A 26,734-nucleotide genomic window follows, 5' to 3' on the forward strand; every position below is an offset into this window, starting at 1 on the left:
GAAGTGAATATTTTAGAAGCAATCATCCTTGGTATTATTCAAGGTCTTACCGAATTTTTACCAGTTTCATCTAGCGGACATTTAGAACTTGCCAAAGCAATATTTGGCGACACCTCTGTACCCGAAGAAAGTTTAACTTTTACCGTTGTTTTACACGCTGCTACAGCTTTAAGTACCATTGTTATTTTTAGAAAAGAAATTGCAACCATTTTTAAAGGGTTATTTCAATTTAAATGGAACGAAGAAATGCAGTTTTCTGTAAAAATAATTCTTTCTATGATTCCTGCTGTAATTATCGGTTTAGCTTTTGAAAAGGAGTTAGAAAGTTTTTTTGGCGGAAAAATATTATTAGTAGGTGTTATGTTATTGGTAACCGCAGTATTACTTTTATTTGCCGACAAAGCTAAAAACACCAACAAAAAAGTATCGTTTAACAACTCAATTATTATAGGTATTTCGCAAGCTATTGCAATGCTTCCTGGTATTTCTCGCTCTGGGGCTACCATTTCTACTTCTGTTTTATTAGGAGTTGACAGAAGTAAAGCTGCTCGTTTTTCATTTTTAATGGTGGTTCCTTTAATTTTAGGAAAAGTAGCAAAAGATATTTTAAGTGGTGATATTAATTTTAAAAGTGATGAAATTGTTTCATTATCCGCAGGTTTTATCGCAGCTTTTATCGCAGGTTTACTTGCCTGCACTTGGATGATTTCTTTAGTTAAAAAAAGTAAATTATCTTACTTTTCGTTATACTGCGCCATTGTAGGTTTAATTGCTATTATATACTCTTTATTTTTTTAGATGACTGCTGAAGATTACAAAAACGGACAAGTTTTATTGATTGATAAACCTCTTGAATGGACCTCTTTTCAGGTAGTTAATAAATTACGTTGGCACATTCGTAAACGTTTTGATATTAAAAAAATAAAAGTGGGACATGCCGGAACTTTAGATCCGCTTGCAACTGGTTTATTAATAATTTGCACAGGTAAACAAACCAAAAGCATTAACGAATATCAAGGGCAAATAAAAGAATACACCGGTACAATTACTTTAGGCGGAACCACACCTAGTTATGATTTAGAAACCGAAATAAACGAAACTTTTTCTACCGATCATATTACTGCCGAATTAGTTCATGAAACTACCAAACAGTTTACAGGAACAATTCAGCAAAAACCACCTATTTTTTCTGCTATAAAAAAAGAAGGTAAGCGTTTATACGAGTTAGCTCGTAAAGGTGAAACTACCGAAATAAAAGCGAGAGAAATTACCATTAACACTTTTGAAATAACAAATATTGATGGCAATAATTTAGATTTTAGAGTTATTTGTAGCAAAGGAACTTACATTCGTTCTTTAGCTTATGATTTTGGAGTTGCCTTAAAATCTGGAGCTCATTTATCGGCTTTAAGAAGAACCAAAATTGGCGATTTTAAAGTTGATAATGCATTAAGTGTAGATGAATTTATAACTACTTTAGAAGAAAAATAAATACTTTTTATAGGCTTACAAAAAACGATTATACCAACTATCTGTCATTGGTACTTCCCAGTAGTTTTCTAATTCGTATTTTGTTTGAATTAAATTATCAAAAACAACTGTTTTACCTGTAACAGCTTTGTTTTTAATCAATTTTTTAAAATCTTTTAATTCTTTATATTGTGTGTATTCTCCTTGTTTAAAACACACATTCATTCTGTCTAGTAGCTCAATTTCGTATACTTGTTGTAATTGTAAAACAAAACCAACCAAAACATCAATATCTGCACTTGATAAATTAGCACTTTCATCCGCATAAAAAACAACAAATCGGTGGTATTTTAATTCAAAAGAAGCTTTAAAATCTTCATCATCCTGTTTCCATCCTTCAATAAAAGTTTTCAATTTATCGTTTAGCTCGTCTATTTCCTGCGGATAAAACTTACGACTCGAAGGATAAATCCAAACTTTTGCTTCTTCTGATAATGTACTGAAATCTACTAACATATTTATTTTTTCTGAAAGGCAAAGATACAGAAAACAAAATCTCCTTTTTTACAATAAAAAAGGAGATTTATTTTATCTAAAAACAAACCTTAATCTAGTAATGAAACAAGATTTTCTTGAAGGTTTCCGCCTTTATTTTTATTATACCAAACCTGTAAATCCTCTTTAAACTTAGCATCTATGCTTCCGTTTTTCTCTTTATAATCTGCAACCATTTTAGTAGCTACATCAGGTCTTGGTCCCCAAGTACCAATTACTTCGTTATCTTTATCTAATGCAATTAACTTAGGTATCGCCCTACCTCCGTTAGTTAAAAAACCATCCATTAAATCAAGATTTTCATCTCTTAAAACAACTTTTAAATTAATGTTCTCACTTTCTTCTGCAAGTTTATTAATAACTGGCAAATTCTGAGCTGCATCACCACACCAACCTTCAGTTAAAACCAACCAAGTTTGAGGCTCTTTTACATCCTTAAGTTTTGCTATAGTTTCTTCAGATACTTTCATCGTTTTATCTAAACGCTTCATTCGTTTATCATTTAACAAACTATAATTTAACAAATCATCAGATTGATTTGGACCTGTTGATTTTCCTTGCGCTAATAATTCTTTAACAAAAACTCTATATTCTGAATATGAGATTGCTTTTTTTAAACTATTTTCTATAACTTTTTTCATCTTAATAATCTTTAATGATACAAATGTATTTCTTCTCTTTTACATTTAAAGCAACCTAAGTTACAGTACTTAAAAAGAGTTATTATAGACGTTTTTAACTTTAAAAACTTACACTTCTTCTAATTGTTGATTTTTTAAGCTCGTTACAATATCTTTTGTCATAGAAGCTAAGTCAAAATCATGTTGCCATCCCCAATCTTTTCGGGCATGAGAATCATCAATAATCTGTGGCCAACTATCGGCAATAGCTTGTCTAAAATCTGGTTTATAAGTTATTGTAAACTCAGGAACGTATTTTTTAATTTCTGCGGCAATCTCTTTTGGTGTAAAACTAATTGCTGATAAATTGTACGAAGTTCTTGTTTTAATCTTAGCAGCATCAGCTTGCATAATTTGAATAGTAGCATTAATTGCATCATCCATATACATCATTGGCAAACGCGTATTTTCAGACAAAAAACACTCAAAAGTTCCTTTTTTCAAGGCATCAAAATAGATATCAACCGCATAATCTGTAGTTCCTCCACCTGGTAATGTTTTCCAACTAATAATACCTGGATAACGAATACTACGTACATCTACTCCAAATTTTTCATGGTAATAATTACACCAATGTTCACCTGCAACTTTACTAATTCCGTAAACTGTTGAAGGCTCCATAATAGTTTGCTGAGGCGTATTCATTTTTGGTGATGTTGGCCCGAAAGAAGCCATTGAACTTGGCCAATACACTTGCTTTATATGTTTTTCTCTTGCAATTTCTAAAACAGCTAATAATGAAGTCATATTTAAATCCCATCCTTTTAAAGGATATTTCTCTGCTGTTGCAGATAACATTGCTGCCATTAAATACACCTGCGTAACTTTATATTTTTGAATTACCTCTAAAATTCTCTCTTTACTAGTTGCATCTATAATTTCAAAAGGGCCGGAACTCATCATTTCTTCGTTTCCTTCTCTAATATCAGAAGCAATTATATGCTCATTTCCGTATATAACACGAAGTTTTTGAGTTAACTCAGTTCCTATTTGCCCGCAAGCTCCTAAAATTAATATGGTTTCATTCATTTTTAAAAGTTCAAAAATATGTGTTTGCAAAGTTATTAAATTTCATAATTCGTAAAAAATATTTCTACTTTTTTAATTATCAACAAAATACCATTTTAAACAACTGATTTTAAACTTATCTTTTAGTTATTATTTATAAACCGAGTAAAATATGTACTTTTATCACTTTAAAATTCTATTAATGAGAGCTTTTTTATACGTTTTATTTTCTTTTTTATTAATTTCTTTTTCATGTCAGAAAAAAGAAAGCAAAAAAAATACTGAAATACAAAAAACAGGCATGAACACTGTTGTTAAACAGTTAAAATATACTCAACTAGACAAAAGTTCTCGTAAAGAAATTAAAGATTGGAAAGAATATTTTATTGTTGATGAATTTACCAAACAATTAGAAAACACAACACCTACAGAGGCTTTAAACAATGCTTTAGAGTTAAGAACATTAACTCAACAATTAAAAGATAGCTTAAATATAAAAACGTTAAAAACACCTGCTTTTAAAGCCCGAATAAATGTTTTTGAAAATGAGGTTATAAGATTAGCCGATATGACGTACATACCCTCTATTACATCAAAAGAAATAAATAATCAGGTAAAAAAAGTCTTTTCTCTTTTTGGCAGTATAAACCATAAAATAAATACAGTATATGCAAAAAAACGTTTTGATAAAGCGATAAAAGTAGATAGCTTATTTAATTTTAAATAGTTTTTAAAGCCTCGTAAACTAAATTACTTTCATAGCCTCTATATAATAAGTAATCGGCTATTTTCTTTTTTCTTTTAAACGGATTTGTTTCTGTAACAAGCTGGTTTTTTTTTGACACCAAACTATATAAAGTAGTCATATAATCTTCGTCGCTAATTTCTTTTAAGGCAGTTTTTATGTTGTAGGCTGATATATTACGAAATTTCAACTCTCTAACAATTCGTTGTTTCCCCCATTTTTTTATTCGGAATTTCCCTCTTGCAAAACTTTTAGAAAATCGTTCTTCGTTTAAAAAATTATCTTGCATTAAACTTAAAAGAATCAGTTCTCTGGCTTCAGGAATTAAGTTGTATTCTTTTATTTTTTGCTCAACTTCTTTATGGCAACGGTCTTGATACACGCAATACTGCTCTAATTTTCTTTTTATTTCATCAACCGTAAAAACCTTTTTATCCATAAGTTCAAAAATAAAAAAAGAGTTGAAAGTTTTTACACTTTCAACTCTTTTATCTAAAAATAAAACTCTTTTTATGAATTTCTTTTTAACCACATTTTAAACTGTGTAATTAAAAAGAATAAAATTGGCACCGCTATTAATGTTAAAAAGGTTGCAATTAATAAACCGTAAATAACAGTCCACGCTAAAGGTCCCCAAAACACAACGTTGTCTCCACCCATATATATTTTAGGATCAAAATCTGCAAACATGGTAAAGAAGTTAATATTAAATCCTATTGCTAACGGAATTAACCCTAAAATAGTGGTAATTGCCGTTAATAATACCGGACGTAAACGTGCTTTACCTGCCTTAACTATAGCTTCAAATAAATCTTGTGTTTCTAAATAAGCATCTTCATCTAAACCTAAAGCAATTTTCTTTCTATCAATTAAAAGCTGTGCATAATCTAACAGTACCACACCGTTATTTACCACAATACCTGCAAGCGATATAATACCCATCATAGTCATCATAATAACAAATGCTGAACCTGTAACTACCAATCCTCCAAAAACTCCGATAAGACTTAATAAAATCGAAATCATAATAATGGTTGGTTTAGAAATAGAATTAAATTGGAAAATTAATATAAAGAAAATCAAGCCTAAACCTGTAAACAATGCTCCCATTAAAAAAGCCATTTGCTTGTTTTGTTCTTCAATTTGCCCTGTATAATCTACTTTAATACCCTTTGGCATATCTTTAAACGACTCCATTTCACTTTGTACTTGATTTACAATAGCTCCTGCATCTGTAAACCCTGGTGATAATTGAGAATACACAGTAACAACTCGTTTCACATCTTTATGCTTAACAGCACTAAATCCTGAATTATTTCTATGTTTTGCAACTGCTGAAACAGGAATTTCTTTTACCTGTCCCGAATTATCTCTAAAAGTTATTTTCTGATTAAAAATAGCGTTAGAATTATATCTATTCGCTTTATTAAAACGCACATATATATCATAATCTTCACCATCTTCTTTATAAATACCTGCTTTTGCTCCGAAAATAGAATTACGTATTTGCTGACCAACTTGCGATGTGCTTACACCTAATTCACCTGCTTTTTTTCTATCAACAACAACCTGCATTCCTGGTTTATCTTTGTTAACATCTATTTTAATTTCATCAACTCCAGGTATATTTTTAGAATTGATAAAATTACGCATTCTTTCAGCTGTTATAATTAATTCGTTATAATCGTTTCCTTCTATCTCGATATTAATAGGTGCTCCCGCTGGTGGCCCATTAGCATCTTTTTCTACCGATATTAAAACTCCAGGATAAATACCAACTAAAGCTGCTTGTACTTTTTGACGTAATAGTTCACTATCTTCTCCACGCCTATACTTATACTCTCGCATTGAAGCTGTAATTTTTCCTTTATGAGGCATTTCTGCCGATGAACCTCCATCTGTTTGGGGATTTCCTGCCCCTTCACCTACTTGCGAAACTGCACTTTCAACCATAAAGTTATAATCACCATCAGTATATTGCGAATCGTTTAAAACCGAATATACTTTCTTTTCTATTTCATTGGTAATTAGATTTGTCTTCTCAATATCCGTTCCTTGCGGATACTCAATATAAACAACAATTTGGTTTGGTTTATTATCTGGAAAGAACTCTACTTTTGTACGCTGAGAAGCTAACGAAGCTCCTAATGCGATAAAAGAAATTATTAACAAAACAAAAGTTCCTCCAATTAACCAATAAGGTGCTTTTTTAGACAAAGATCTTCGTAATTGACGCTCGTACCAATTTTCTAAACGAGGTAATACTTTTGTTTGAAAAGCATTTGCCCATTTACGTAAAAACAATCTGTAAATCCATAACATAATTGCTGTAAAAATCATCAAGGTTCCTAAACCTCTATAAGTACCACCTATTATATATATTAAAACTCCAAAAATTACAATAATTACAGTCATCGTAATTATTTTTTTAATAGGCATATCCTTGTCTTCAGTACTCATAAAGTTTGATACCAATACCGAATTAAAAAAGATAGCTACTATTAATGAAGAACTTAAAACGATACCTAAAGTAATTGGCAATAATTTCATAAACTCTCCCATAACCCCTGGCCATAAACCAAGCGGAATAAAAGCTGCTACTGTTGTTGCTGTAGAGATGATAATTGGAAAAGCAATTTCTCCAATACCTTTTTTAGCGGCTTCAATTCTACTCATACCTTCTTCATCCATCAAACGATAAACGTTTTCTACAACCACAATACCGTTATCCACTAACATTCCGAGCCCCATAATTAACCCAAAAAGAATCATGGTATTTAAGGTATAGCCAAACATATTTAAAATCATTAACGACATAAACATAGACATTGGAATTGCAAAACCAACGAATATTGCGTTTTTAAACCCTAAGAAAAACATTAATACAGTTACCACTAAAATAACTCCAAATAAAATATTATTCACCAAATCATCAACTGCAGCAATAGTTACAGAAGATTGATCGTTTGTTATAGTTACTTTTAAATCACCTGGAAAAACATTTGCTTTTGCATCAGCAACCATTAATTGTATTTGTTCAGCTACAGCGACCATGTTTGATCCTGCTCGTTTTTTAACATCTAACATAACTACTTGATGCCCTTCTTCCCTTGCATAAGTTGTTACATCTTTTTCTCTAAAAAACACTTCAGCTACATCTTTTAAGTAAATCGGGTTTCCTTTTTCTGATTTTACAACAAAGTCTTTTAATTCTGACGGAGTTTCTATTTCGCCTAAAACTCTAATTGTTCTACGCTGACCACTTGTAATTAAGTTACCTGCCGACATTGTTGAGTTTCCACCATTAATTGCGTTAATGATGTCGCCAAAACTAACTTTTGCTGCTTGCATTTTGTAAATATCTACAGCAACTTCTACTTCTTTATCTTGTACTCCACGAATATCAACCTGCTTAATTTCTTGCAACCCTTCAATTTCATCTTGAAGAAACTCACCAAATTCTTTTAGTTTACCTACAGTATAATCACCTGAAATATTAATATTAAGTATTGGCATTTCTTCACTCATACTTAAAGCAAAAACATTCGGTTCTACTTTAGCTCCGTTAAAAGTTGGCCAATCTTCACCTGAAGTTTCAGATTCTATTTCGTCTTTTACTTTTTGCTTTGCATCTTTTACCTCTATCTTTTCATCAAACTCAACAATAACCATCGAGTAATCTTCTTGCGAGGTAGAAGTAATTTCAACAACATTACTAACCGTTTTTAATTTTTCTTCTAACGGATCTGTAATTAACTTTTCTATATCTTCAGCTGTATTACCAAAAAATGGTGTACTGATATAAATTTTTGTTTCTTTAATTTCTGGGAAACTTTCACGAGGCATTTCAAAAAAAGCTGAAACTCCTAAATAAAAGATAACAAACATAACCACATACATGGTAGTTTTGTTATTAATTGCCCAAGAGGATAGCCCAAACTCTTTATCCACTTGTTTATTTTTTTTAGACATATTTTATGTTTTTAACTGTAGATTAGTTTAAAATTCTCACTTGTTGCCCATCTTGAACACTACGAGCTCCTTCTACAATAATCTTATTTCCTGTAGCAATTCCTCCTAAAACTTCAACAATATCTCCTTGAGTTTTCCCCGTAGTTATAATAACTTGCTTAGCAACTCCTTTTTTATCCTTTAAATTAGTTACAACATATACGTATTGCTCTCCTTTTGCATTTTCTGAAATAATACTTTGCGGAATTAACAATGCTTTGTTATTGGTATAATCGTTAATTTTTAACCTTGCTGTTAAATTAGGCTTAATGCTTTTATCTTTATTTTCTACACGTACTTCTACTTTAAAAGTTCTGTTTGCTGGATTGATAAAATTCCCTGCTTGACGAATTTTAGAGTTTACCGTTTTTCCTAAAATAGGAAACTCCACAACCACATCTTTTCCTTTTTTTATTGATGTAATGTAACCTTCAGGTACATTTGTTTCAATATACATGTCTTGTAAGTTTACAATTCTAAAAATTTCAGCGCCCACTCCTGGTGCTACAATTATTCCTTGCTCTTTAATAACATCATCAATAACTCCCGAAAAAGGCGCTGTTATTACCGATTTTTTTAATTGTTGCTTTAATTGTTTTACAGTATTAACCTGAGCTTCGTAAGTAGTTTTTGCTTGTAAAAATTGTATTTCAGAACCTATTTTTTGATTCCATAATCTTTTTTGACGCTCAAAAGTTGTTTTTGCTAAAGCTGTTTGAGTTTCTACCTGTGCTAATTGACTTGACATTCCGCCATCATCAATTCTTGCTAAAACTTGTCCTTTTTTTACATACTGACCTTCCTTAACATAAATGTTTGTTAACTGCCCTGCCATTTCAGGATAAATTAATACATTTTGTTTTGTTTTAACATCACCTTGTAATTCTAAATAATGATTAAAAACTTCTTCTTTTGCAGAAACTGTTGTTATTAACGGAATTCTTTTTGATGTATCTAATTCTGATATTTTATCATTTAATGCCTTAATTTCAGTAGATAAATTTAATACCTGAGTATCTAATGCCATTTTTTTAGCACGTATTTTAACCAAATCATTAGATGCAATAACTTTTTCTACTGATTGATTTTTTCCTCCTCCACAAGAAGCTAAAATTAAGGTTATTGCGAATAGCGAATATATTTTTTTCATTATAATTTATTTTAGTGGTGTGTTTAATGCACTATCTAATTGTGCTTTTTTAGCAATTACATTTAACATTGACTGTACGTAATTGTTTTGTTGCGTGTATAATTGATTTTGAGCCTGTAACAAATCAAAGCTTGAAGAAATTCCTTCAAAAAACTTTACTTGTTGTTTTTTTTCTATCCTTTCAGATAATTCTAAATTTTTCTTAGCAATTTCATAACTACCAATACTTAATTGATATTCACTTTTTGCTGATGCTGCTTGTAATATTAGTTGTTGTTCAACATTTTTTTGTTGAATTTCAGCATTTTCCAATTCAATTCTTGCCATGGCAGTTCTTGAACTTCTACCTAAACTACTAAATATTGGCACTTTTAAAGTAACACCTAACAAAGAACTTGCAAACCATTTTTGCGAACCGCTAAAAAAGTTAAAATCTTCTGAATTGGCTCCTGCTCCATAATTTACAAAAGTAGATAATGTTGGTAATGCTTTGCTTTTTTCTAACTTCATTAACAAACGTTTACTTTCCTTATCGTTTTCTGTCATTCGATAGTCAATATGATTTTTTATATCAAATGATTTTGACAGTAAACTTAAATCGGTATTAAGAATCACTAAATTATCTAACGTATCCGTTAATTCAACTTTTACTTCAACAGCATTTCCTAAGGCTATGTTTAACATTTTGTATGCTATTGTTTTCATTCTAACAGCATTATTTAAACTATTTTCAATATTACCATAAGTAATTTGCAATTGTTCAACATTTTCTAGCTCTGTTAATCCGTTTTTATAAATTTTCTGAGTTTCGTCAAGGTTTTTTTGAAGCACGGCTTTATTCTTCTCTAAAATTTCGATTGTTTTTTCGGTAACTAAAACATTTCCGTAAGCATTAATAACGGCTTCTCGTGTTGTTAATTCTGTTTTTTCTTTAGATTGTTCCGATATTTTTAAATATGTTTTTGCCGATTGTAAGCCAACAATATAAGAACCATCAAAAATTAACTGTCTTAAAGTTACAGTAGCATTCATGGTTTGCTTAGTACCAAATTTTACAGGCACAAAGGTACCAGGAGCTCCACCACTTAACTCACCTGGCAGCAACGAAACTTGTTGCTTTAACCAATTTTGGTAATCTACAGTCCCATCAATTTGAGGCAAACCAATTGTTGTAGTTTCCCATTTTTTTTCGTTTGCAGCCTTTATATTGTTAACTGCTATTTTATTTTCGTAATTATTTTTAATTGCATAATCAATAGCTTCTTGCATTGACATTTTTAATTCTTCTTGAGCCAATAAAGTGCTCGCACAAAAGAATATAAATACACTATAGATGTATTTTTTCATTAGTATGAATTTTTATTTATAATTTCTAATTGTTTTTCTAATTCTTCAACCCCTTTAACTGTTGCTATCGCTCTTGTATGATAAATTAAGGTTTCCATTTCTATTAAAGGAATTTTATCATTTTCAATCGTATTTTCATGAACGCTAAAAACTAAATAAAAGTAAAACTGAGTACACAAATCTATATTTATATCCTCTCTATAATACCCTTGCGCTACTCCGCTTTTTATATTTCTCTTTAAACATTCAGAAAAAACAACATTTTCTTTTTCTTTTATTCTTTCATGAATTAATGGATAATATTTTCTTAATTGATACATTGGCGAAGATGTTGCGTTTTTAAACATCTCTTTAAACGATTTTTTTATTTCAAAATTCTCTTTAATAGGATTAAATTTCTTGTTCTCTACCTCTTCTATTGTTTGTATACAAGAATCATGAAACCTTGTAGTAGTACTTTCTACCAAGCTTTGTTTGGTTTTATAGTACTTGTACAGTGTTTTTTTAGAAACTCCCATTTCTTGAGCAATATCATCCATAGTAACGCTTTTAAATCCTAAATTTAAAAACATCTCACTTGCCTTATTTAATATTTTATCTCTCATAAATCGGCTGTAAAGATACATAAGGAAACTCAAAAAACAAAAGCAGTTTCCAAAGTTTTAAACATTTTTTAACATAGCCTTATATATAAAATATTTGATTAGCTTATTTTTACAAAAAAATTAAGATTTGGACATATTAGCATATCAATCAGAATTTATAAATTATTTAGAGGCTCATAAAATATCACGAGCACCTGAAAACCTTTACAACCCGATAAATTACATTCTTCAACTTGGCGGAAAAAGAATTAGACCCGTACTAACTCTTATTGCTGCTGATATCTTTTCTAAAAACTACAAAGAAGCGTTACCTGCCGCTTTAGCTGTTGAAACTTTTCATAACTTTACCCTTATTCATGATGATATTATGGATGATGCTCCGTTAAGAAGAGGTAACGAAACCGTTCACGAAAAATGGGATATTAACACCGGAATTCTTTCTGGTGATGCAATGCTAATCTTAGCCTATCAATATTTTGAAAACTACGAACCTAGCGTTTTTCAAAAATTAGCAAAACTTTTTAGTAAAACTGCTCTTGAAGTTTGTGACGGACAACAATTAGATGTTGATTTTGAAACAAGAAACGATGTTACTATTGAAGAATATATAAAGATGATTACCTTAAAAACTTCGGTTTTAGTTGCTGCCGCATTAAAAATGGGTGCTATTGTTGCCCAAGCAAATGAAGAACAAGCGCAACATTTATATAACTACGGATTAAATTTAGGTATTGCCTTTCAATTACAAGATGATTATTTAGATACTTACGGTGACCCTGAAACTTTTGGTAAACAAGTTGGTGGTGATATTATCGAAAACAAGAAAACTTTTCTTTATTTAAAAGCTTTAGAAGTGGCAAATAACCATGATAAAGAACAATTAATTAGTCTTTATAACGAAAATCAAAAAAATATTTCAGAAAAAATAAATACTGTTTCTGCTATATTTTCAAAAAATAATATACCCAACCACACACACGAACTTATTGAGTACTACACAAATAAGTCGTTTAAAAGCTTAGAGCACTTAAACATTGACACCCAAGCAAAAGACGGACTACGTTTATTCGGTGAAAATTTAATGAGCAGAAAAGTATAAAAAATGTTTTTTTATTTAAAAAAGTTACTATTTTTGCAGTCCTAATTTAACGGTCTTATAGCTCAGTTGGTTAGAGCACCTGACTCATAATCAGGTGGTACCAGGTTCGAGTCCTGGTGGGACCACTTTAAATTACTTAAACCACTTACATTTCTGTAAGTGGTTTTTTTATTTTAATTGCGTTAATCTAGCAACATATTTACCAATTACATCAAACTCTAAGTTAATTTTACTTCCTACTTCAAAGTTTTTAAACGTTGTATGCGCTAAAGTATATGGTATAATAGCTACGCTAAATTCGTCTTTTTTAGAATTTACCACGGTTAAACTTACTCCGTTTACCGTAATCGATCCTTTTTCTATGGTTATATTATTTCCATCAAAATTATAAGCAAAAGTAAAAACCGTACTTCCGTTTTCATCTTTAATACTTTTACAAACACCAGTTTTATCAACATGTCCCTGTACTATATGCCCATCTAAACGAGCTCCTAATTTCATGGCACGCTCTAAATTTACCTCGTCGCCCTGCTTTAAATCACCAATATTAGTTTTATTAATCGTTTCTTTAATTGCAGTTACCGTATAAACATCATCAATAATATCAACCACCGTTAAACATACACCATTATGCGCCACACTTTGGTCTATTTTTAATTCGTTTGTTATATTACTTTTAACAGTTACATGTAAGTTCTCTTTATCTTGCACTACTCTTTCTACAATTCCAAGAGTTTCAATTATTCCCGTAAACATTCTCTAAATTTTAATTACTTTTGTTTACATCAAAAATACAACTTTACGTACGAAAGTAACTATGGATAATACAAACAAAATTATTGTTGGAATTTCAGTTGGAGATATAAACGGAATTGGTATCGAAATTATTTTAAAAACTTTTGAAGACAAGCGCATGCTTGAATTTTGCACTCCTGTTTTATTTGCTTCGAGTAGATTGGTTTCTTATCACAAGAAAAACCTGAAATTAAACAATAATATTCATGGTATTACTTCTATTGATAAAATTTCGCACGATAAAATCAATTTAATGAATTCTTGGACCGAAGAAGTTAAAATTGAAATAGGAAAAATTACCGAAATCGGTGGTAAATTTGCATACAAATCGTTAGAAGCAGCAACAAATGCTTTAAAAAATAATAAAATTGATGTTTTATTAACCGCACCAATTAGCAAAGAAAACATTCAATCAGAAGCCTTTAACTTTCCTGGACATACCGAGTATTTAGAAGAAAATTTAGACGGCAAAAGCTTAATGATTTTAATGGCCGATAAATTACGTATTGGTTTAATTACTGGCCACATCCCTATTTCTAAAGTAGCAGAAACGATAACTCCTGAGTTGATTAAAGAAAAAGTTGAAGTGATGCACGCTTCGTTAAAACAAGATTTTGGTATTAACAAACCTAAAATTGCAATTTTAGGTTTAAATCCGCATTGTGGCGATAACGGAATTATTGGTAAAGAAGACGATGAAATTACGCGACCTACAATAAATGAAATAAAAGAAACTGGTAAATTAGTTTTTGGTCCGTATGCTGCTGATGGTTTTTTCGGATCGGAAACCTATAAGCAGTTTGATGGTGTTTTAGCCATGTATCACGATCAAGGATTAGCGCCTTTTAAAGCATTATCATTTGGCAATGGTGTAAACTTTACTGCTGGTTTAAACAAAATAAGAACCTCACCTGACCACGGAACAGGTTTTGACATTGCTGGTAAAAATAAAGCAAATTCAACCTCGTTTAAAGAAGCTTTATTTACCTCATTACAAATATTTAAGAACCGAAAACAATATGCAGAACTCACAAAAAAACCATTAAAAGTTAAATAGCATTTTTTTTTAGAGAAAATATAAAAATATAAACATTTTTTATATCTTTGCACGCTCAAATTGATCTTAAGATGAAAGACATAAAAGAATTCAATATACCTTTTGTAGGTTTAAAAGAAGGCAGTCATTTATTTGAATATCAAATTGACAACAAGTTCTTTGAAGCATTTCAGTTTGACGAATTTAACAACGCAAACCTAGAAGCCAATCTTAATTTTGTGAAAAAAAGTACTTTATTTGAACTTTATTTTACAATTAATGGTACCGTAAACGTACCTTGTGATACCACTGGCGAACCATTTGATTTAAAAATTAATGGTAATTTAGATTTAGTCGTTAAATTTGGCCCTGAATATAATGACGAACATGATGAGATTTTGATACTTCCACACGAAGTTTATCAAATAAATGTAGCCCAATACATATATGAGCTAACAGTTTTATCGGTTCCGAGTAAAAGAATTCATCCAGATGTTTTAAATGGCACGATGAAATCTGAAGCTTTAAAAAGATTAGAGGCATTAAGAATAAACGAAGAAAAACCTGTTGAAGAAACATCAGCAGACCCTAGATGGGATAAATTAAAGGATTTACTAACAGATAAATAAAACATAAAATGGCACATCCAAAGAGAAAAATATCAAAAACTAGAAGAGATAAGAGAAGAACTCACTATAAAGCTTCTGTACCTCAAGTAGCTGTTGATCCTACAACTGGAGAAGCTCATTTATACCACAGAGCTCACTGGCATGAAGGAAAATTATACTACAGAGGTCAAGTAGTATTAGAAAGTGCAGTTGCTGAGGCTTAAAAATTAGTTTTCACAAGATAAGAAACCCTCTTTTAGAGGGTTTTTTTGCGTTTTTTAATTAAAAAATCTCTTTTTTGATGTTTTTTCTTTAAAAAAGTGGAATAATTTTCCTTACTTTTGAAAACTGGTTTTACCACAAAACAAACAATTATGACTAAAATAACTGCAGCGATTTCCGCAGTAGGAAAATTTGTTCCCGAACACGTTTTAACGAATAAGGAACTAGAAACAATGGTAGATACTAATGATGAATGGATCACTAGTAGAACTGGAATTAAAGAAAGAAGAATTTTAAAAGGCGAAGGAAAAGGCACTTCTTATATGGCTATAAAAGCTGCTGAAGATTTGCTTCAAAAATCAAAAATCGATCCGAAAGAGATTGATATGGTTATTGTTGCAACTGCAACTCCAGATATGCCTGTCGCTTCAACTGCCGCTTACACCGCCTCTCAAATAGGCGCTGTAAATGCTTTTTCATACGATTTACAAGCAGCTTGTTCTAGCTTTTTATACGGTATGTCTACAGCTGCTAGATACATAGAAAGCGGGCGTTACAAAAAAGTTTTATTAATCGGAGCCGATAAAATGTCTTCAATTATCGACTATACAGACAGAGCTACTTGTATTATTTTTGGTGATGGAGCCGGTGCTGCTTTATTTGAACCAAATACAGATGGTTTAGGTTTGCAAGATGAGTATTTAAGAAGTGACGGAATTGGTAGAGAGTTTTTAAAAATTGAAGCAGGTGGATCTGTCTTACCAACTTCAGAAGAAACTTTAAAAAACGGACAACATTTTGTGCATCAAGAAGGAAAAAGTGTATTTAAATATGCCGTTTCTAACATGGCTGATGTTTCTGAAAAAATGTTAACCAGAAACAATCTTTCTAAAGAAGATATTGACTGGTTAGTACCACACCAAGCAAATAATAGAATTATTGAAGCTACTGCAAATAGAGTTGGTTTAGCATCTGAAAAAGTAATGGTAAACATTCATAAATATGGAAACACTACTTCAGCTACTTTACCATTGTTACTTGCCGACTATGAAAAAGAATTGAAAAAAGGAAATAATTTAATTTTTGCTGCATTTGGTGGAGGCTTCACATGGGGAGCTATCTATTTAAAATGGGCATACAATTCATAAAAAACCAAACAACTAAAATTTAGGAAAATGGATATTAAAGAAATTCAAAGTCTTATAAAATTTGTAGCAAAATCTGGTGCAAGTGAAGTGAAGTTAGAAATGGAAGATATAAAAATCACCATTAAAACTGGAAGCGAAACTCCTGAAACTACAATCATTCAAGCAGCTGCTCCTATGGGTGTAGCTCCTCAAATGGTAGCACAAGCTCCTGTTGCTCAAGCAGCAGTACCAGCATCGGCACCATCAAACGACAGTGCAAACGCTGAAGACGATTCTAAGTACATTACTATTAAGTCTCCAATTATCGGAACTTTTTATAGAAAACCATCTCCAGACAAACCAAATTTTGCTGAAGTAGGTACTGAAGTAAAAGTAGGTGATACAGTTTGTATTATTGAAGCAATGAAATTATTTAACGAAATCGAATCTGAAGTTTCAGGTAAAATCGTTAAAGTATTAGTAGATGATTCTTCTCCGGTAGAATTTGATCAACCATTATTTTTAGTAGATCCATCTTAAGTAACATATAACTCCAAATAAAAAGCATTTACTTATTTATTTGGAGTTTTAAAATTTTTAGAACGTATGTTTAAAAAGATATTAATTGCCAATAGAGGTGAAATTGCGCTACGCGTAATTAGAACCTGTAAAGAGATGGGAATAAAAACTGTAGCTGTTTACTCTAAAGCAGATACAGAAAGTTTACACGTAAGATTTGCAGATGAAGCTGTTTGTATTGGACCAGCACCAAGTAACGAGTCGTATTTAAAAATGGACCGTATTATTGCTGCTGCCGAAATTACCAATGCAGATGCCATTCACCCTGGTTATGGTTTTTTATCAGAAAATGCCAAATTCTCTAAATTATGTGCAGAGCACGATATTAAATTTATCGGTGCTTCACCTGAAATGATTGACCGTATGGGAGATAAAGCAAACGCTAAATCTACCATGATTTCTGCCGGTGTACCTTGTGTACCTGGTAGTGAAGGTGTAATCGAAAATTTTGAAATTTGCGAAAAAACCGCCTTAGAAACTGGCTACCCTGTTATGTTAAAAGCATCAGCTGGTGGTGGAGGTAAAGGTATGCGTGCTGTTTGGAAAGCGGAAGATTTAAAAGACGCGTGGGATTCTGCTCGTCAAGAATCTAAAGCTGCCTTTGGTAATGATGATATGTATATGGAAAAGCTAATTGAAGAGCCTCGTCATATCGAAATTCAAATTATTGGAGATTCTTACGGTAAAGCTTGTCACTTATCAGAAAGAGATTGTTCTGTTCAACGTCGTCATCAAAAATTAACTGAAGAAACTCCTTCTCCGTTTATGACTGATGAATTACGTACACGAATGGGAGAAGCTGCTGTAAAAGCTGCTGAATATATAAAATACGAAGGTGCAGGTACTGTTGAATTTTTAGTTGACAAACACCGTAACTTCTACTTTATGGAAATGAATACTCGTATTCAGGTAGAACACCCTATTACTGAAGAAGTAGTGGATTACGATTTAATTCGTGAGCAAATTTTAGTTGCAGCAGGTGTGCCAATTTCAGGAAAAAATTATTTCCCTCAAATGCACTCTATTGAATGTAGAATTAATGCTGAAGATCCTTTTAGCGGATTTAGACCATCACCTGGTAAGATAAGTTCATACCATGCTCCAGGAGGTCATGGAGTTCGTATTGACACGCACGTATATGCTGGTTATATGATTCCGCCTAACTACGATTCAATGATTTCTAAATTAATTGTTACTGCACAAACTCGTGAAGAAGCAATTAATAAAATGAAACGTGCCTTAGACGAATATGTAATTGAAGGTATTAAAACAACGATTCCTTTTCATAGACAATTAATGGATCATCCAGATTATATTGCGGGTAATTACACCACAAAATTCATGGAAGATTTTGAAATGAAATCATAATAATTTCAACATAAATAAAAAAAATCAGTGATTAAACTCACTGATTTTTTTTATTTCATAAATTAGCAATATGAAGTTTTTATACAAAATATTACTACTTAAAGCAGCTATTTTATTGCCAATTATAGCTTTATTTAACAAAAAGATAAAACTATTTTATAACGGAAGAAAGGAAACCTTTAACAAATTAGCTACAATAACCAAAACTGATAAAGTAATTTGGTTTCATGCCGCTTCACTAGGCGAATTTGAACAAGGAAGACCAATAATTGAAGAGCTAAAACAACAATACAAAAACCATAAAATAGTAGTTACTTTTTTTTCTCCTTCGGGATATGAAATCAGAAAAAACTATGCTTTAGCCGATGTTATTTGTTACTTGCCCCTTGACACTACGGCAAACGCAAAAAAATTCATCCAAAAAATTCATCCCGAAATTGCGATTATTATTAAATACGAATTTTGGCCAAACTTATTATCAGAACTAAAAAAACAGCAAATAAAAACCATTTTAATTTCAGGAATTTTTAGAAAAAAACAATCCTTTTTTAAATGGCATGGTGGTTTTATGCGTGATAAACTAACAGCTTTCAATCATTTTTTTGTACAAAACGAAGCTTCTAAAGAGTTATTAAATAGCATCAATTTTAAAAATATAACTGTTGCTGGCGATACTAGATTTGATAGAGTTTATGATATTTTAAATCAAGACAATTCGCTCGATTTTATATCAGACTTCAAACAAAATAACTACACTGTTGTTGCCGGAAGTACTTGGAAAGAGGATGAAGAACTTTTAATTGATTACATTAATAACCATTCATCAAAAAACGAAAAATTTATCATCGCACCTCACAATATTCATCCAAAACAAATAAAAGAATTACAAAAATCTATTCATAAAAAAACTGTTTTATTTTCAGAAAAAGAAACTGAAAACTTATCCGAAAAACAAGTTTTTATTATTGACACCATCGGTTTACTTACCAAAATATATTCATACGCTGATGTTGCTTATGTTGGTGGTGGTTTAGCTACCGGACTTCATAACATTTTAGAACCTGCAACTTTTGGAATACCAATTGTTTTTGGAGGTAACAAATACAAAAAATTTAAAGAAGCTACCGATTTACTAGACCTTGGTAGTGTTACAATTGTTACAAAGAATGAAGAATTTTCTAGTATTTTTACGGCGTTAAAAAACAATAGTGATTTAAGAACTAAACAAGGTAATATTAATAAAAAATACATTAAAGATAACCTTGGTGCGACTGAAAAAATAATGGATTACCTTAAAAAAACTTTATAATGGATATTATTTTACAACCTTGGCCTTGGTATGTTTCTGGCCCATTAATTGCCTTTGTACTTTTCTTATTTTTTTACTTCGGTAAAAACTTTGGAGTATCAACAAATTTAGAAACCATGTGTACCATTGCTGGTGCCGGTAAAGTTTCTGATTACTTTAAAAAAGATTGGAAAGAGCGAGATTGGGCACTAATTTTTTTAGCAGGATTAATTATTGGTGGTTTTGTAACTATTAATTATTTATCTGCAACGAATACTATTGATTTAAACCCCGAAACCGTAAAAGAACTGGCTGAGTTAGGTTTTGCCAATGCAGGAAATACTTTTGTACCAAGTGAAATTTTTAGCGTTGATAATATGCTTACTTTTAAAGGCTTTGCTATTTTACTAATTGCTGGTGTTTTAATTGGTTTTGGTACTAGATATGCCGGCGGATGTACATCTGGGCATGCAATTACAGGTTTAAGCAGTTTACAATTACCATCGTTAATTGCTGTAATTGGTTTTTTTATAGGTGGTTTACTAATGACATGGGTATTATTCCCTTTAATTTTCGGATAAGATGAAAAATATAAAATTTTTACTACTAGGTATTTTCTTCGGAATTGTTTTAACAAAATCTGAAGCTATTTCATGGTATAGAATTTATGAAATGTTTAAATTTCAAGCCTTTCATATGTACGGAATTATAGGATCTGCAGTTGCTCTTTCTATGGTTTTAATGTACTTTTTTAAAACAGGAAAAATTAAAGATTATTTAGGCAATCAAATAAACGTTAAAGAAAAGAAAAAAGGCTTTATAAGAACTTTAGTTGGTGGTACCATCTTCGGGTTAGGCTGGGCTTTGGCAGGCGCATGTCCTGCGCCTATTTTTGTATTGATTGGACATGGCGTTTTTCCAATCATCATCGTTTTATTAGGAGCAATGTTAGGCGCTTTTATTTACGGATTGGTAAGTAAGAAATTACCTAGTTAATAATTATTGATGCTTTTTTTTATCAATAACTAAGTTTATGTAACGTCATTCCGAATTTATTTCGGAATCTCATACTAAAAAAACAATTGATATGTGAACCTGAAATAAATTCAGGTTGACGTAGTTGACTCGTAATTAATATCAGTTAAGATTAACAGCCTTAACAAATAATTAATTTACTCTTTTAACAAAACAGTATCAAACAAGTTATCGTTTGTATTATCAACAACTTTCCAATTATAAATTTTTGATAGTTGATATATTTTTGACAATTCTTCAAATAAACGTGTTTTCGCACTTGTTTTAAGAGTTGATACAGTAATGGTCGATTTTATTTTTTCAATCGCTTTCACATTCAACTTATTCAATTCTGCTTTAGAAAAAGTATTAAACTGACTTTGTTGTAAATCGAAATATTTAATTTCTGGCGAAATTAATACTGAAGCTTCTGGAATTTTATTAATAATTATTTGCTTACCAATACTATCTATCTGAATTTCTAACTTAGACAAATCGTAACCAACCTCAACCTTTGCATTTACAGATAAAATGGCCTTTTTTTCGAACGATAAATAATCGTATAAGTATTTTTTAGAATCAGAAAAACTATACATTTCAGAAAAATTACCTTCAGAAACTACTAGTTTATTTAAGTTTTTTACACCGTTTAAAACTACCTTTATCTCTTCTTGCTCGTGTTTTTTTGCTGTTTTTTCATACCAAAATTTGGCAATTAAAAATCCTAATAAAAAAATAGCTAAATATTTAATAAAGCGCATAGTTCAGTTTTTCTATAAAGATAAAAAAAGTATATTGAACAAGAAATAGTATGGTTTTATTTATGCTTCTTTTTCTTCCTTCGGAAAAGCTTGTTTATTAAATAAAATTAATAAGGCAACCCCAATGCTAATCCAAGAATCGGCACCGTTAAAAATAGCATTAAAAAAAGTAAAACTTTCGCCTTCATACATCGGAAAATATAGCATATCCACAACTTTACCATGAAATAATTCTCCATAAGGATTATCAGAAAACAGTGTTGCAACGTTATGGTATGAACTATCAAAAATAACTCCGTAAAAAACAGAATCGATAATATTACCAATTGCCCCAGCTAAAATTAAAGAAATTGCCACTATAACAGCCGTGTGTGTTTTCTTTTGTATTGTTTGCCATAGCCAATATATAATACCCGAAACAGCGACAACTCTAAACAATGTTAAAAACAATTTACCTGCTCTACCACCAAATTCAAAACCCCAAGCCATACCGTTATTTTCGGTAAAATGGATTTTAAACCAATCGCTAAAAACAACTACTTCTTCACCAAGTTGAAAATGTGTTTTAACATAGATTTTACTAATTTGGTCAATTAAAATTGCCAAAATTACGGTAAGTATTGCGATATTCTTTTTAGACATTTCTTCAATTTAATAGCCGCTAAAATAAGAAAACTATTGGGTTTATTTTGTAATTAAGACAACATTAGCGTTAATAGATTCTATATTAAATTTAAACGCTAACGGATTTGCTATTTTATTATAAAACGGACTTTTATAATTTTGACTATCAATAAGTATTTTTCCTTTAGTAGTTTTAATATTTATTGCATTTTTTTTTGATATTTGAGCAGAAACATTGCCTAAAAACAACTTAACCAAAACACTTTTTTTTACTTGATGTAGCTTCACGTTTCCTTTATCTATAAAAATTGATAAATCGCCTTGGTAACTTTTAGCTTCTACTCCTATTGTTTGTCCGTAAACAAATACATTTTTATGCTTCGGAATTTTAAGAACTACTTTTGCTCTTTGCAAGCGTTTGGTTATATATTTTCGAAAAACTTGTGTTTGCTGAAACTCAAAATTAAGTTTAAAACTCACTTTTAAAACCCCTTTTTCTTCTGTTATAAAAATACGGTGTGTGTTGGGGTTTTCATCAAACAAAACAACCTCTAGTTGGTTATTTAACGAGTTTTCGATAACAATATCATCCAATCCATCAGAAAATATTTCTATTTCTTTAGATTGAATTTCTCTTTTTACAGTTAATTTTTCTTGAGAAAAAAGAGTAAAACTTGTTATTAAAAATAAAACAAACAAGCCTTTTCTAAAACAAAAAAAGCCTCTAAAAAGAGACTTTTTTATATTTTTATCAATTAACAAATTGTTATTGTTTACGTTTTGCTTCGATACTTAATGTAGCGTGAGGCACTAATTTTAAACGCTCTTTTTGAATTAACTTACCTGTAACTCTACACACACCGTATGTTTTGTTTTCAATACGGATTAAGGCATTTTTTAAATCGCGAATAAATTTTTCTTGACGAATAGCCAATTGCATATTTGCTTCTTTAGCCATCGTATCAGATCCTTCTTCAAACGACTTAAACGTTGGCGAAGTATCTTCAGTACCATTGTCTGAACCATTCTTGTATGAAGATTGAATTAATCTTAAATCTTCTTCAGAGTGTTCTATTTTCTTTAAAATAATCTCTTTAAACTCCTGTAAATCACTATCAGAGTATCTTATTGTAACATCTTCCATAATGCTATGCTTTTTCAATTAACATTCTACTTTTTATGGTATCAAACTCAATTTCTGTACCATTTTCTAATTCATCAACAAAAATTAATTCTTTTGTTAGTGTTTCAGCTTTTATATAGTTTTCATTTGCAGCTACAGATTCTTGTAAGTCAGCAGATTTTAAGATGGTTAATTTTATTTTATCTGTTACTTCTAAACCAGTTTCTTTACGTGCATTTTGAATTCTGTTTATCAACTCTCTCGCAACACCTTCTTTACGTAAATCTTCGTTTATGGTAACATCTAAAGCAACGGTTAAACCCTCTGCATTTGCTACTAACCAACCTTCAATATCTTTAGATGAAATCTCTACATCAGCGGTTTCTAAAGTAATCATTTTATCATTAATTTCAACAGAAATATTTCCTTCTTTTTCTATCTTAATAATGTCGTCTTGGGTAAATTTCTGTATCTCACTAGCAATCAACTTCATGTCTTTTCCAAACTTTGGTCCAAGAGCTTTAAAATTTGGTTTTATTTGTTTTACTAAAATACCAGATGCATCATCTAACAACTCTATTTCTTTAACATTTACTTCTGATTTAATTAAATCGGCAACTGCTAAAATTTCTTCTTTTTGAGTTGCATCTAAAACCGGAATCATTATTTTTTGTAATGGCTGACGTACTTTTATCTTTTCTTTAGCTCTTAACGATAAAACTAATGAAGATATTGTTTGTGCGTTTTCCATTTTACGTTCTAATGATTTATCAACTAAATCAGCATTGTATTTTGGAAACTCTGCTAAATGTACACTGTCAAAACCTTCGATATTTGTTGTACTTACTAAATCTTTATACAATTTATCCATAAAGAAAGGTGCTACTGGTGATGCCAATTTAGCTACCGTAAGCATACAGGTATATAAGGTTTGATATGCTGATATTTTATCTTGCGCGTATTCGCCTTTCCAAAAACGTCTTCTACACAAACGCACATACCAGTTACTTAAATGATCTTGTACAAAGTCAGAAATTGCTCTGGTTGCTTTTGTTGGTTCGTAAGCGGCATAAAAAGCATCTACTTTTTTAACCAAGGTATTTAATTCTGATAAAATCCAACGATCAATTTCTGGTCTATCTTTTAAAGCAACCTCAGCTTCACTATAATTGAAGTTATCTAAGTTGGCATATAAACTAAAAAATGAATATGTATTGTAAAGTGTTCCGAAAAACTTTCTGCTAACTTCGGTAATTCCGTCTAAATCGAACTTTAAATTATCCCAAGGATTTGCGTTCGATATCATGTACCAACGCGTAGCATCAGGCCCATATTTATCTAAGGTTGTAAACGGATCTACTCCGTTACCTAAACGCTTCGACATTTTTTGTCCGTTTTTATCTAACACCAATCCGTTAGACACTACATTTTTATAGGCTTTATCATCAAAAACCATGGTTGCAATAGCGTGTAAGGTATAAAACCATCCACGAGTTTGATCAACACCTTCGGCAATGAAATCGGCTGTTTTCCAACCTTCTTCTACCAATTCTTTATTTTCAAACGGATAATGCCATTGTGCATACGGCATAGAACCAGAATCGAACCAAACATCAATTAAATCAGATTCACGCTGCATTGGCTGTCCTGAATCAGAAATTAAGGTGATTTTATCAACTACATTTTTATGTAAATCAACCGTATCATAATTTTCTTCAGACATGTTTCCGATTTCAAAATCGGCAAAAATATCTTCAGACATTACGCCAGCTTTTACAGCTTTTTGCATTTCTTCTTTTAACTCAGCTACAGAACCCATTATTTTAGCTTCTTTACCATCTTCTGTTCTCCAAACAGGTAACGGAATTCCCCAAAAACGAGAACGCGATAAATTCCAATCATTGGCATTTTTTAACCAGTTACCAAAACGACCTGTTCCTGTTGATTCAGGTTTCCAATTAATTTCTTCGTTTAAAGAATGCATGCGCTCTTTAACGTCTGTTACTTTTATAAACCAAGAATCTAGTGGGTAATATAAAATAGGCTTGTCAGTTCTCCAACAATGTGGATAACTGTGCACATATTTCTCTACCTTAAAGGCTTTATTTTCTTCTTTTAATTTGATTGCGATTTGAACATCTACCGATTTTTCGGGTGCTTCACCATCAGCATAATATTCGTTCTTTACATACATACCTGCAAACTCCCCAACATCTTTGGTAAATTTACCTTGTAAATCAACTAAAGGAACTAAATTATCATTCGCATCTTTAACTAACATTGGTGGTACTCCTGCATCTTTACAAACCAAGGCATCATCTGCCCCAAAAGTTGGTGCAGTGTGTACAATACCTGTACCATCTTCAGTAGTAACAAAATCTCCCGGAATTACTCTAAATGCTTCTTCCGGATTTTCGTATGGTAATGCGTAAGGTAATAATTGTTCGTATTTAGTACCTACTAAGTCGGCTCCTTTGAACTCTTCTGCAATGAAATACGGAATTTGTTTGTCTTCTGCTTTATAACTTGCTAAATCTGCTTCGTTTTCAACAGCTTTAAACTTTTTCCCTGCAAATTGTTTTCCAACTAAAGGTTTACCTAAAATTACTTGCGTAGGTTCGAATGTATATTGATTAAATGTTTTTACCAATACATAATCTATCTTGTTACCAACCGTTAATGCGGTATTACTTGGTAAGGTCCACGGAGTTGTTGTCCATGCTAAAATATGTACATCGCTACCGTTTTGTAAAATACTTGGTAGTGTTTCGGTAACTGCTTTAAATTGCGCTACAACAGTAGTATCGGTAACATCTTGATAGGCTCCTGGTTGATTTACCTCGTGAGAACTCAATCCTGTTCCTGCTTTTGGTGAATATGGCTGAATCGTATATCCTTTATACATCAAATCTTTATTATAGATTTGCTTTAACAACCACCAAACGGTTTCCATATATTTTGACTTATAAGTAACATACGGATCTTCCATATCTACCCAATATCCCATTTTTTCGGTAAGGTTATTCCAAATATCAGTGTATTTCATCACTGCTTTTTTACAAGCAATGTTGTATTCTTCTACCGTAATTTTTGTTCCAATATCTTCTTTGGTAATTCCAAGTTCTTTTTCAACCCCTAATTCAACTGGTAAACCATGGGTATCCCAACCAGCTTTACGCTTTACTTGAAATCCTTTTAAGGTTTTGTAGCGACAAAAAATATCTTTAATGGTACGTCCCATTGCGTGGTGAATACCTGGTAAACCATTTGCCGAAGGTGGTCCTTCAAAAAAGATAAACGGTTTGTTTTCATCACGGGTAGTTATACTTTTTTCAAAAATGTTGTTTTCTTTCCAGTAATTAAGAATTTCATCAGCAACATTTGGCAAGTTAAGCCCTTTGTATTCAGTAAACTTCGTACTCATTTTGTAATTGTATTAATTGAATTGGCGAAATTACGTATTTTCTTGTAATTGTAAGGTTTGCCTCATAAAAAAAGCACCTTATTAATAAGGTGCTT

The 26,734-nt window shown here is 31.2% G+C and carries 27 protein-coding genes and 1 tRNA gene; 14 read left to right on the forward strand and 14 right to left on the reverse strand.

Annotated features, from left to right (window positions below; all coding sequences use genetic code 11):
• The first annotated feature begins 3 nt into the window (after positions 1 to 3).
• Together ACN5J5_RS03900 and truB are read left to right on the forward strand one after the other, a co-directional pair.
• Positions 4 to 798 carry an undecaprenyl-diphosphate phosphatase gene (locus tag ACN5J5_RS03900; protein ID WP_418646001.1) on the forward strand — a complete coding sequence of 265 codons (795 nt, stop codon included), beginning with the start codon at positions 4 to 6 and terminating at the stop codon, positions 796 to 798.
• Complete coding sequence (truB, locus tag ACN5J5_RS03905; protein ID WP_418646002.1) at positions 799 to 1,491, forward strand: tRNA pseudouridine(55) synthase TruB; 693 nt, start codon at positions 799 to 801, stop codon at positions 1,489 to 1,491.
• Between the two features lie 15 nt (positions 1,492 to 1,506).
• Here the strand turns inward: truB and ACN5J5_RS03910 are convergent, their stop codons facing one another.
• From ACN5J5_RS03910 to ACN5J5_RS03920, 3 genes are all read right to left on the reverse strand, one after another.
• Positions 1,507 to 1,986 carry an ABC transporter ATPase gene (locus ACN5J5_RS03910; protein ID WP_418646003.1) on the reverse strand — a complete coding sequence of 160 codons (480 nt, stop codon included), beginning with the start codon at positions 1,984 to 1,986 and terminating at the stop codon, positions 1,507 to 1,509.
• A gap of 89 nt (positions 1,987 to 2,075) precedes the next feature.
• Positions 2,076 to 2,666, reverse strand: a complete 591-nt coding sequence (locus ACN5J5_RS03915) for a thioredoxin family protein (RefSeq protein WP_418646004.1) — start codon at positions 2,664 to 2,666, stop codon at positions 2,076 to 2,078.
• 108 nt (positions 2,667 to 2,774) lie between these two features.
• On the reverse strand, positions 2,775 to 3,734 hold the full coding sequence (locus ACN5J5_RS03920) for an NAD-dependent epimerase/dehydratase family protein (protein ID WP_418646005.1): 960 nt from the start codon (positions 3,732 to 3,734) through the stop codon (positions 2,775 to 2,777).
• Between the two features lie 181 nt (positions 3,735 to 3,915).
• On the opposite strand from ACN5J5_RS03920, the gene ACN5J5_RS03925 reads away from it, so the two are divergent.
• Complete coding sequence (locus ACN5J5_RS03925; protein WP_418646006.1) at positions 3,916 to 4,440, forward strand: hypothetical protein; 525 nt, start codon at positions 3,916 to 3,918, stop codon at positions 4,438 to 4,440.
• Here ACN5J5_RS03925 and ACN5J5_RS03930 read toward each other — a convergent pair.
• From ACN5J5_RS03930 to ACN5J5_RS03950, 5 genes are all read right to left on the reverse strand, one after another.
• Positions 4,433 to 4,897, reverse strand: a complete 465-nt coding sequence (locus tag ACN5J5_RS03930; protein ID WP_418646007.1) for a regulatory protein RecX — start codon at positions 4,895 to 4,897, stop codon at positions 4,433 to 4,435. The two genes, ACN5J5_RS03925 and ACN5J5_RS03930, sit on opposite strands and share 8 nt — an antisense overlap.
• Before the next feature lie 71 nt (positions 4,898 to 4,968).
• Entirely contained in the window at positions 4,969 to 8,430 is a 3,462-nt protein-coding gene (locus tag ACN5J5_RS03935; protein WP_418646008.1) for an efflux RND transporter permease subunit, read from the reverse strand.
• 22 nt (positions 8,431 to 8,452) lie between these two features.
• Positions 8,453 to 9,619 (reverse strand): efflux RND transporter periplasmic adaptor subunit, encoded by a 1,167-nt coding sequence (locus ACN5J5_RS03940; protein ID WP_418646009.1) that lies wholly within the window; start codon positions 9,617 to 9,619, stop codon positions 8,453 to 8,455.
• 6 nt (positions 9,620 to 9,625) lie between these two features.
• Positions 9,626 to 10,966 carry a TolC family protein gene (locus tag ACN5J5_RS03945; protein ID WP_418646010.1) on the reverse strand — a complete coding sequence of 447 codons (1,341 nt, stop codon included), beginning with the start codon at positions 10,964 to 10,966 and terminating at the stop codon, positions 9,626 to 9,628.
• Positions 10,966 to 11,571, reverse strand: a complete 606-nt coding sequence (locus tag ACN5J5_RS03950; protein WP_418646011.1) for a TetR/AcrR family transcriptional regulator — start codon at positions 11,569 to 11,571, stop codon at positions 10,966 to 10,968. The genes ACN5J5_RS03945 and ACN5J5_RS03950 overlap by 1 nt, the downstream gene beginning before the upstream one ends.
• A 127-nt stretch (positions 11,572 to 11,698) precedes the next feature.
• On the opposite strand from ACN5J5_RS03950, the gene ACN5J5_RS03955 reads away from it, so the two are divergent.
• Together ACN5J5_RS03955 and ACN5J5_RS03960 are read left to right on the forward strand one after the other, a co-directional pair.
• Positions 11,699 to 12,670, forward strand: coding sequence for a polyprenyl synthetase family protein (locus ACN5J5_RS03955; RefSeq protein WP_418646012.1), 972 nt, complete (start codon positions 11,699 to 11,701; stop codon positions 12,668 to 12,670).
• A 51-nt stretch (positions 12,671 to 12,721) separates the two neighbouring features.
• Positions 12,722 to 12,795: transfer RNA gene (locus ACN5J5_RS03960), tRNA-Ile, on the forward strand.
• Positions 12,796 to 12,838: 43 nt separating this feature from the next.
• On the opposite strand, the gene ACN5J5_RS03965 is transcribed toward ACN5J5_RS03960, so the two are convergent.
• Positions 12,839 to 13,426: a riboflavin synthase gene (locus ACN5J5_RS03965; RefSeq protein ID WP_418646013.1), complete on the reverse strand. Its 588-nt coding sequence runs from the start codon at positions 13,424 to 13,426 to the stop codon at positions 12,839 to 12,841.
• A 61-nt stretch (positions 13,427 to 13,487) separates the two neighbouring features.
• Here ACN5J5_RS03965 and pdxA point away from each other — a divergent pair, with 61 nt between their 5' ends.
• The 9 genes from pdxA (at position 13,488) to ACN5J5_RS04010 (ending at position 20,689) form a co-directional block, all read left to right on the forward strand.
• Complete coding sequence (gene pdxA / locus ACN5J5_RS03970) at positions 13,488 to 14,522, forward strand: 4-hydroxythreonine-4-phosphate dehydrogenase PdxA (protein WP_418646014.1); 1,035 nt, start codon at positions 13,488 to 13,490, stop codon at positions 14,520 to 14,522.
• A gap of 71 nt (positions 14,523 to 14,593) precedes the next feature.
• A complete protein-coding gene (locus ACN5J5_RS03975; RefSeq protein ID WP_418646015.1) occupies positions 14,594 to 15,130 on the forward strand; it encodes a YceD family protein in 537 nt (178 codons plus the stop codon).
• Positions 15,131 to 15,138: 8 nt separating this feature from the next.
• Positions 15,139 to 15,333, forward strand: coding sequence for a 50S ribosomal protein L32 (rpmF, locus tag ACN5J5_RS03980; RefSeq protein ID WP_418646016.1), 195 nt, complete (start codon positions 15,139 to 15,141; stop codon positions 15,331 to 15,333).
• Positions 15,334 to 15,483: 150 nt separating this feature from the next.
• The gene (locus ACN5J5_RS03985; protein WP_418646017.1) at positions 15,484 to 16,479 is read left to right on the forward strand and encodes a beta-ketoacyl-ACP synthase III; all 996 of its coding nucleotides are present in this window, start codon (positions 15,484 to 15,486) and stop codon (positions 16,477 to 16,479) included.
• A gap of 27 nt (positions 16,480 to 16,506) precedes the next feature.
• A complete protein-coding gene (gene accB / locus ACN5J5_RS03990) occupies positions 16,507 to 16,998 on the forward strand; it encodes an acetyl-CoA carboxylase biotin carboxyl carrier protein (protein WP_418646018.1) in 492 nt (163 codons plus the stop codon).
• Between the two features lie 66 nt (positions 16,999 to 17,064).
• Positions 17,065 to 18,405, forward strand: coding sequence for an acetyl-CoA carboxylase biotin carboxylase subunit (gene accC / locus ACN5J5_RS03995; RefSeq protein ID WP_418646019.1), 1,341 nt, complete (start codon positions 17,065 to 17,067; stop codon positions 18,403 to 18,405).
• Between the two features lie 70 nt (positions 18,406 to 18,475).
• Positions 18,476 to 19,714 (forward strand): 3-deoxy-D-manno-octulosonic acid transferase, encoded by a 1,239-nt coding sequence (locus tag ACN5J5_RS04000; RefSeq protein WP_418646020.1) that lies wholly within the window; start codon positions 18,476 to 18,478, stop codon positions 19,712 to 19,714.
• On the forward strand, positions 19,714 to 20,274 hold the full coding sequence (locus ACN5J5_RS04005) for a YeeE/YedE family protein (RefSeq protein ID WP_418646021.1): 561 nt from the start codon (positions 19,714 to 19,716) through the stop codon (positions 20,272 to 20,274). The genes ACN5J5_RS04000 and ACN5J5_RS04005 overlap by 1 nt, the downstream gene beginning before the upstream one ends.
• Before the next feature lies 1 nt (position 20,275).
• Positions 20,276 to 20,689, forward strand: a complete 414-nt coding sequence (locus tag ACN5J5_RS04010) for a YeeE/YedE family protein (RefSeq protein WP_418646022.1) — start codon at positions 20,276 to 20,278, stop codon at positions 20,687 to 20,689.
• A gap of 176 nt (positions 20,690 to 20,865) precedes the next feature.
• Here the strand turns inward: ACN5J5_RS04010 and ACN5J5_RS04015 are convergent, their stop codons facing one another.
• From ACN5J5_RS04015 to ileS, 5 genes are all read right to left on the reverse strand, one after another.
• Positions 20,866 to 21,468, reverse strand: a complete 603-nt coding sequence (locus ACN5J5_RS04015) for a DUF4230 domain-containing protein (RefSeq protein ID WP_418646023.1) — start codon at positions 21,466 to 21,468, stop codon at positions 20,866 to 20,868.
• Between the two features lie 60 nt (positions 21,469 to 21,528).
• Positions 21,529 to 22,110, reverse strand: a complete 582-nt coding sequence (locus ACN5J5_RS04020; protein WP_418646024.1) for a lipoprotein signal peptidase — start codon at positions 22,108 to 22,110, stop codon at positions 21,529 to 21,531.
• 42 nt (positions 22,111 to 22,152) lie between these two features.
• Entirely contained in the window at positions 22,153 to 22,791 is a 639-nt protein-coding gene (locus tag ACN5J5_RS04025; RefSeq protein WP_418646025.1) for a hypothetical protein, read from the reverse strand.
• A gap of 67 nt (positions 22,792 to 22,858) precedes the next feature.
• Positions 22,859 to 23,236: a TraR/DksA family transcriptional regulator gene (locus ACN5J5_RS04030; protein ID WP_418646527.1), complete on the reverse strand. Its 378-nt coding sequence runs from the start codon at positions 23,234 to 23,236 to the stop codon at positions 22,859 to 22,861.
• A 4-nt stretch (positions 23,237 to 23,240) separates the two neighbouring features.
• Complete coding sequence (gene ileS / locus ACN5J5_RS04035) at positions 23,241 to 26,639, reverse strand: isoleucine--tRNA ligase (protein ID WP_418646026.1); 3,399 nt, start codon at positions 26,637 to 26,639, stop codon at positions 23,241 to 23,243.
• Positions 26,640 to 26,734: the final 95 nt, after the last annotated feature.

Source organism: Tenacibaculum insulae (assembly GCF_964512435.1).
GTDB lineage: Bacteria > Bacteroidota > Bacteroidia > Flavobacteriales > Flavobacteriaceae > Polaribacter > Polaribacter insulae_A.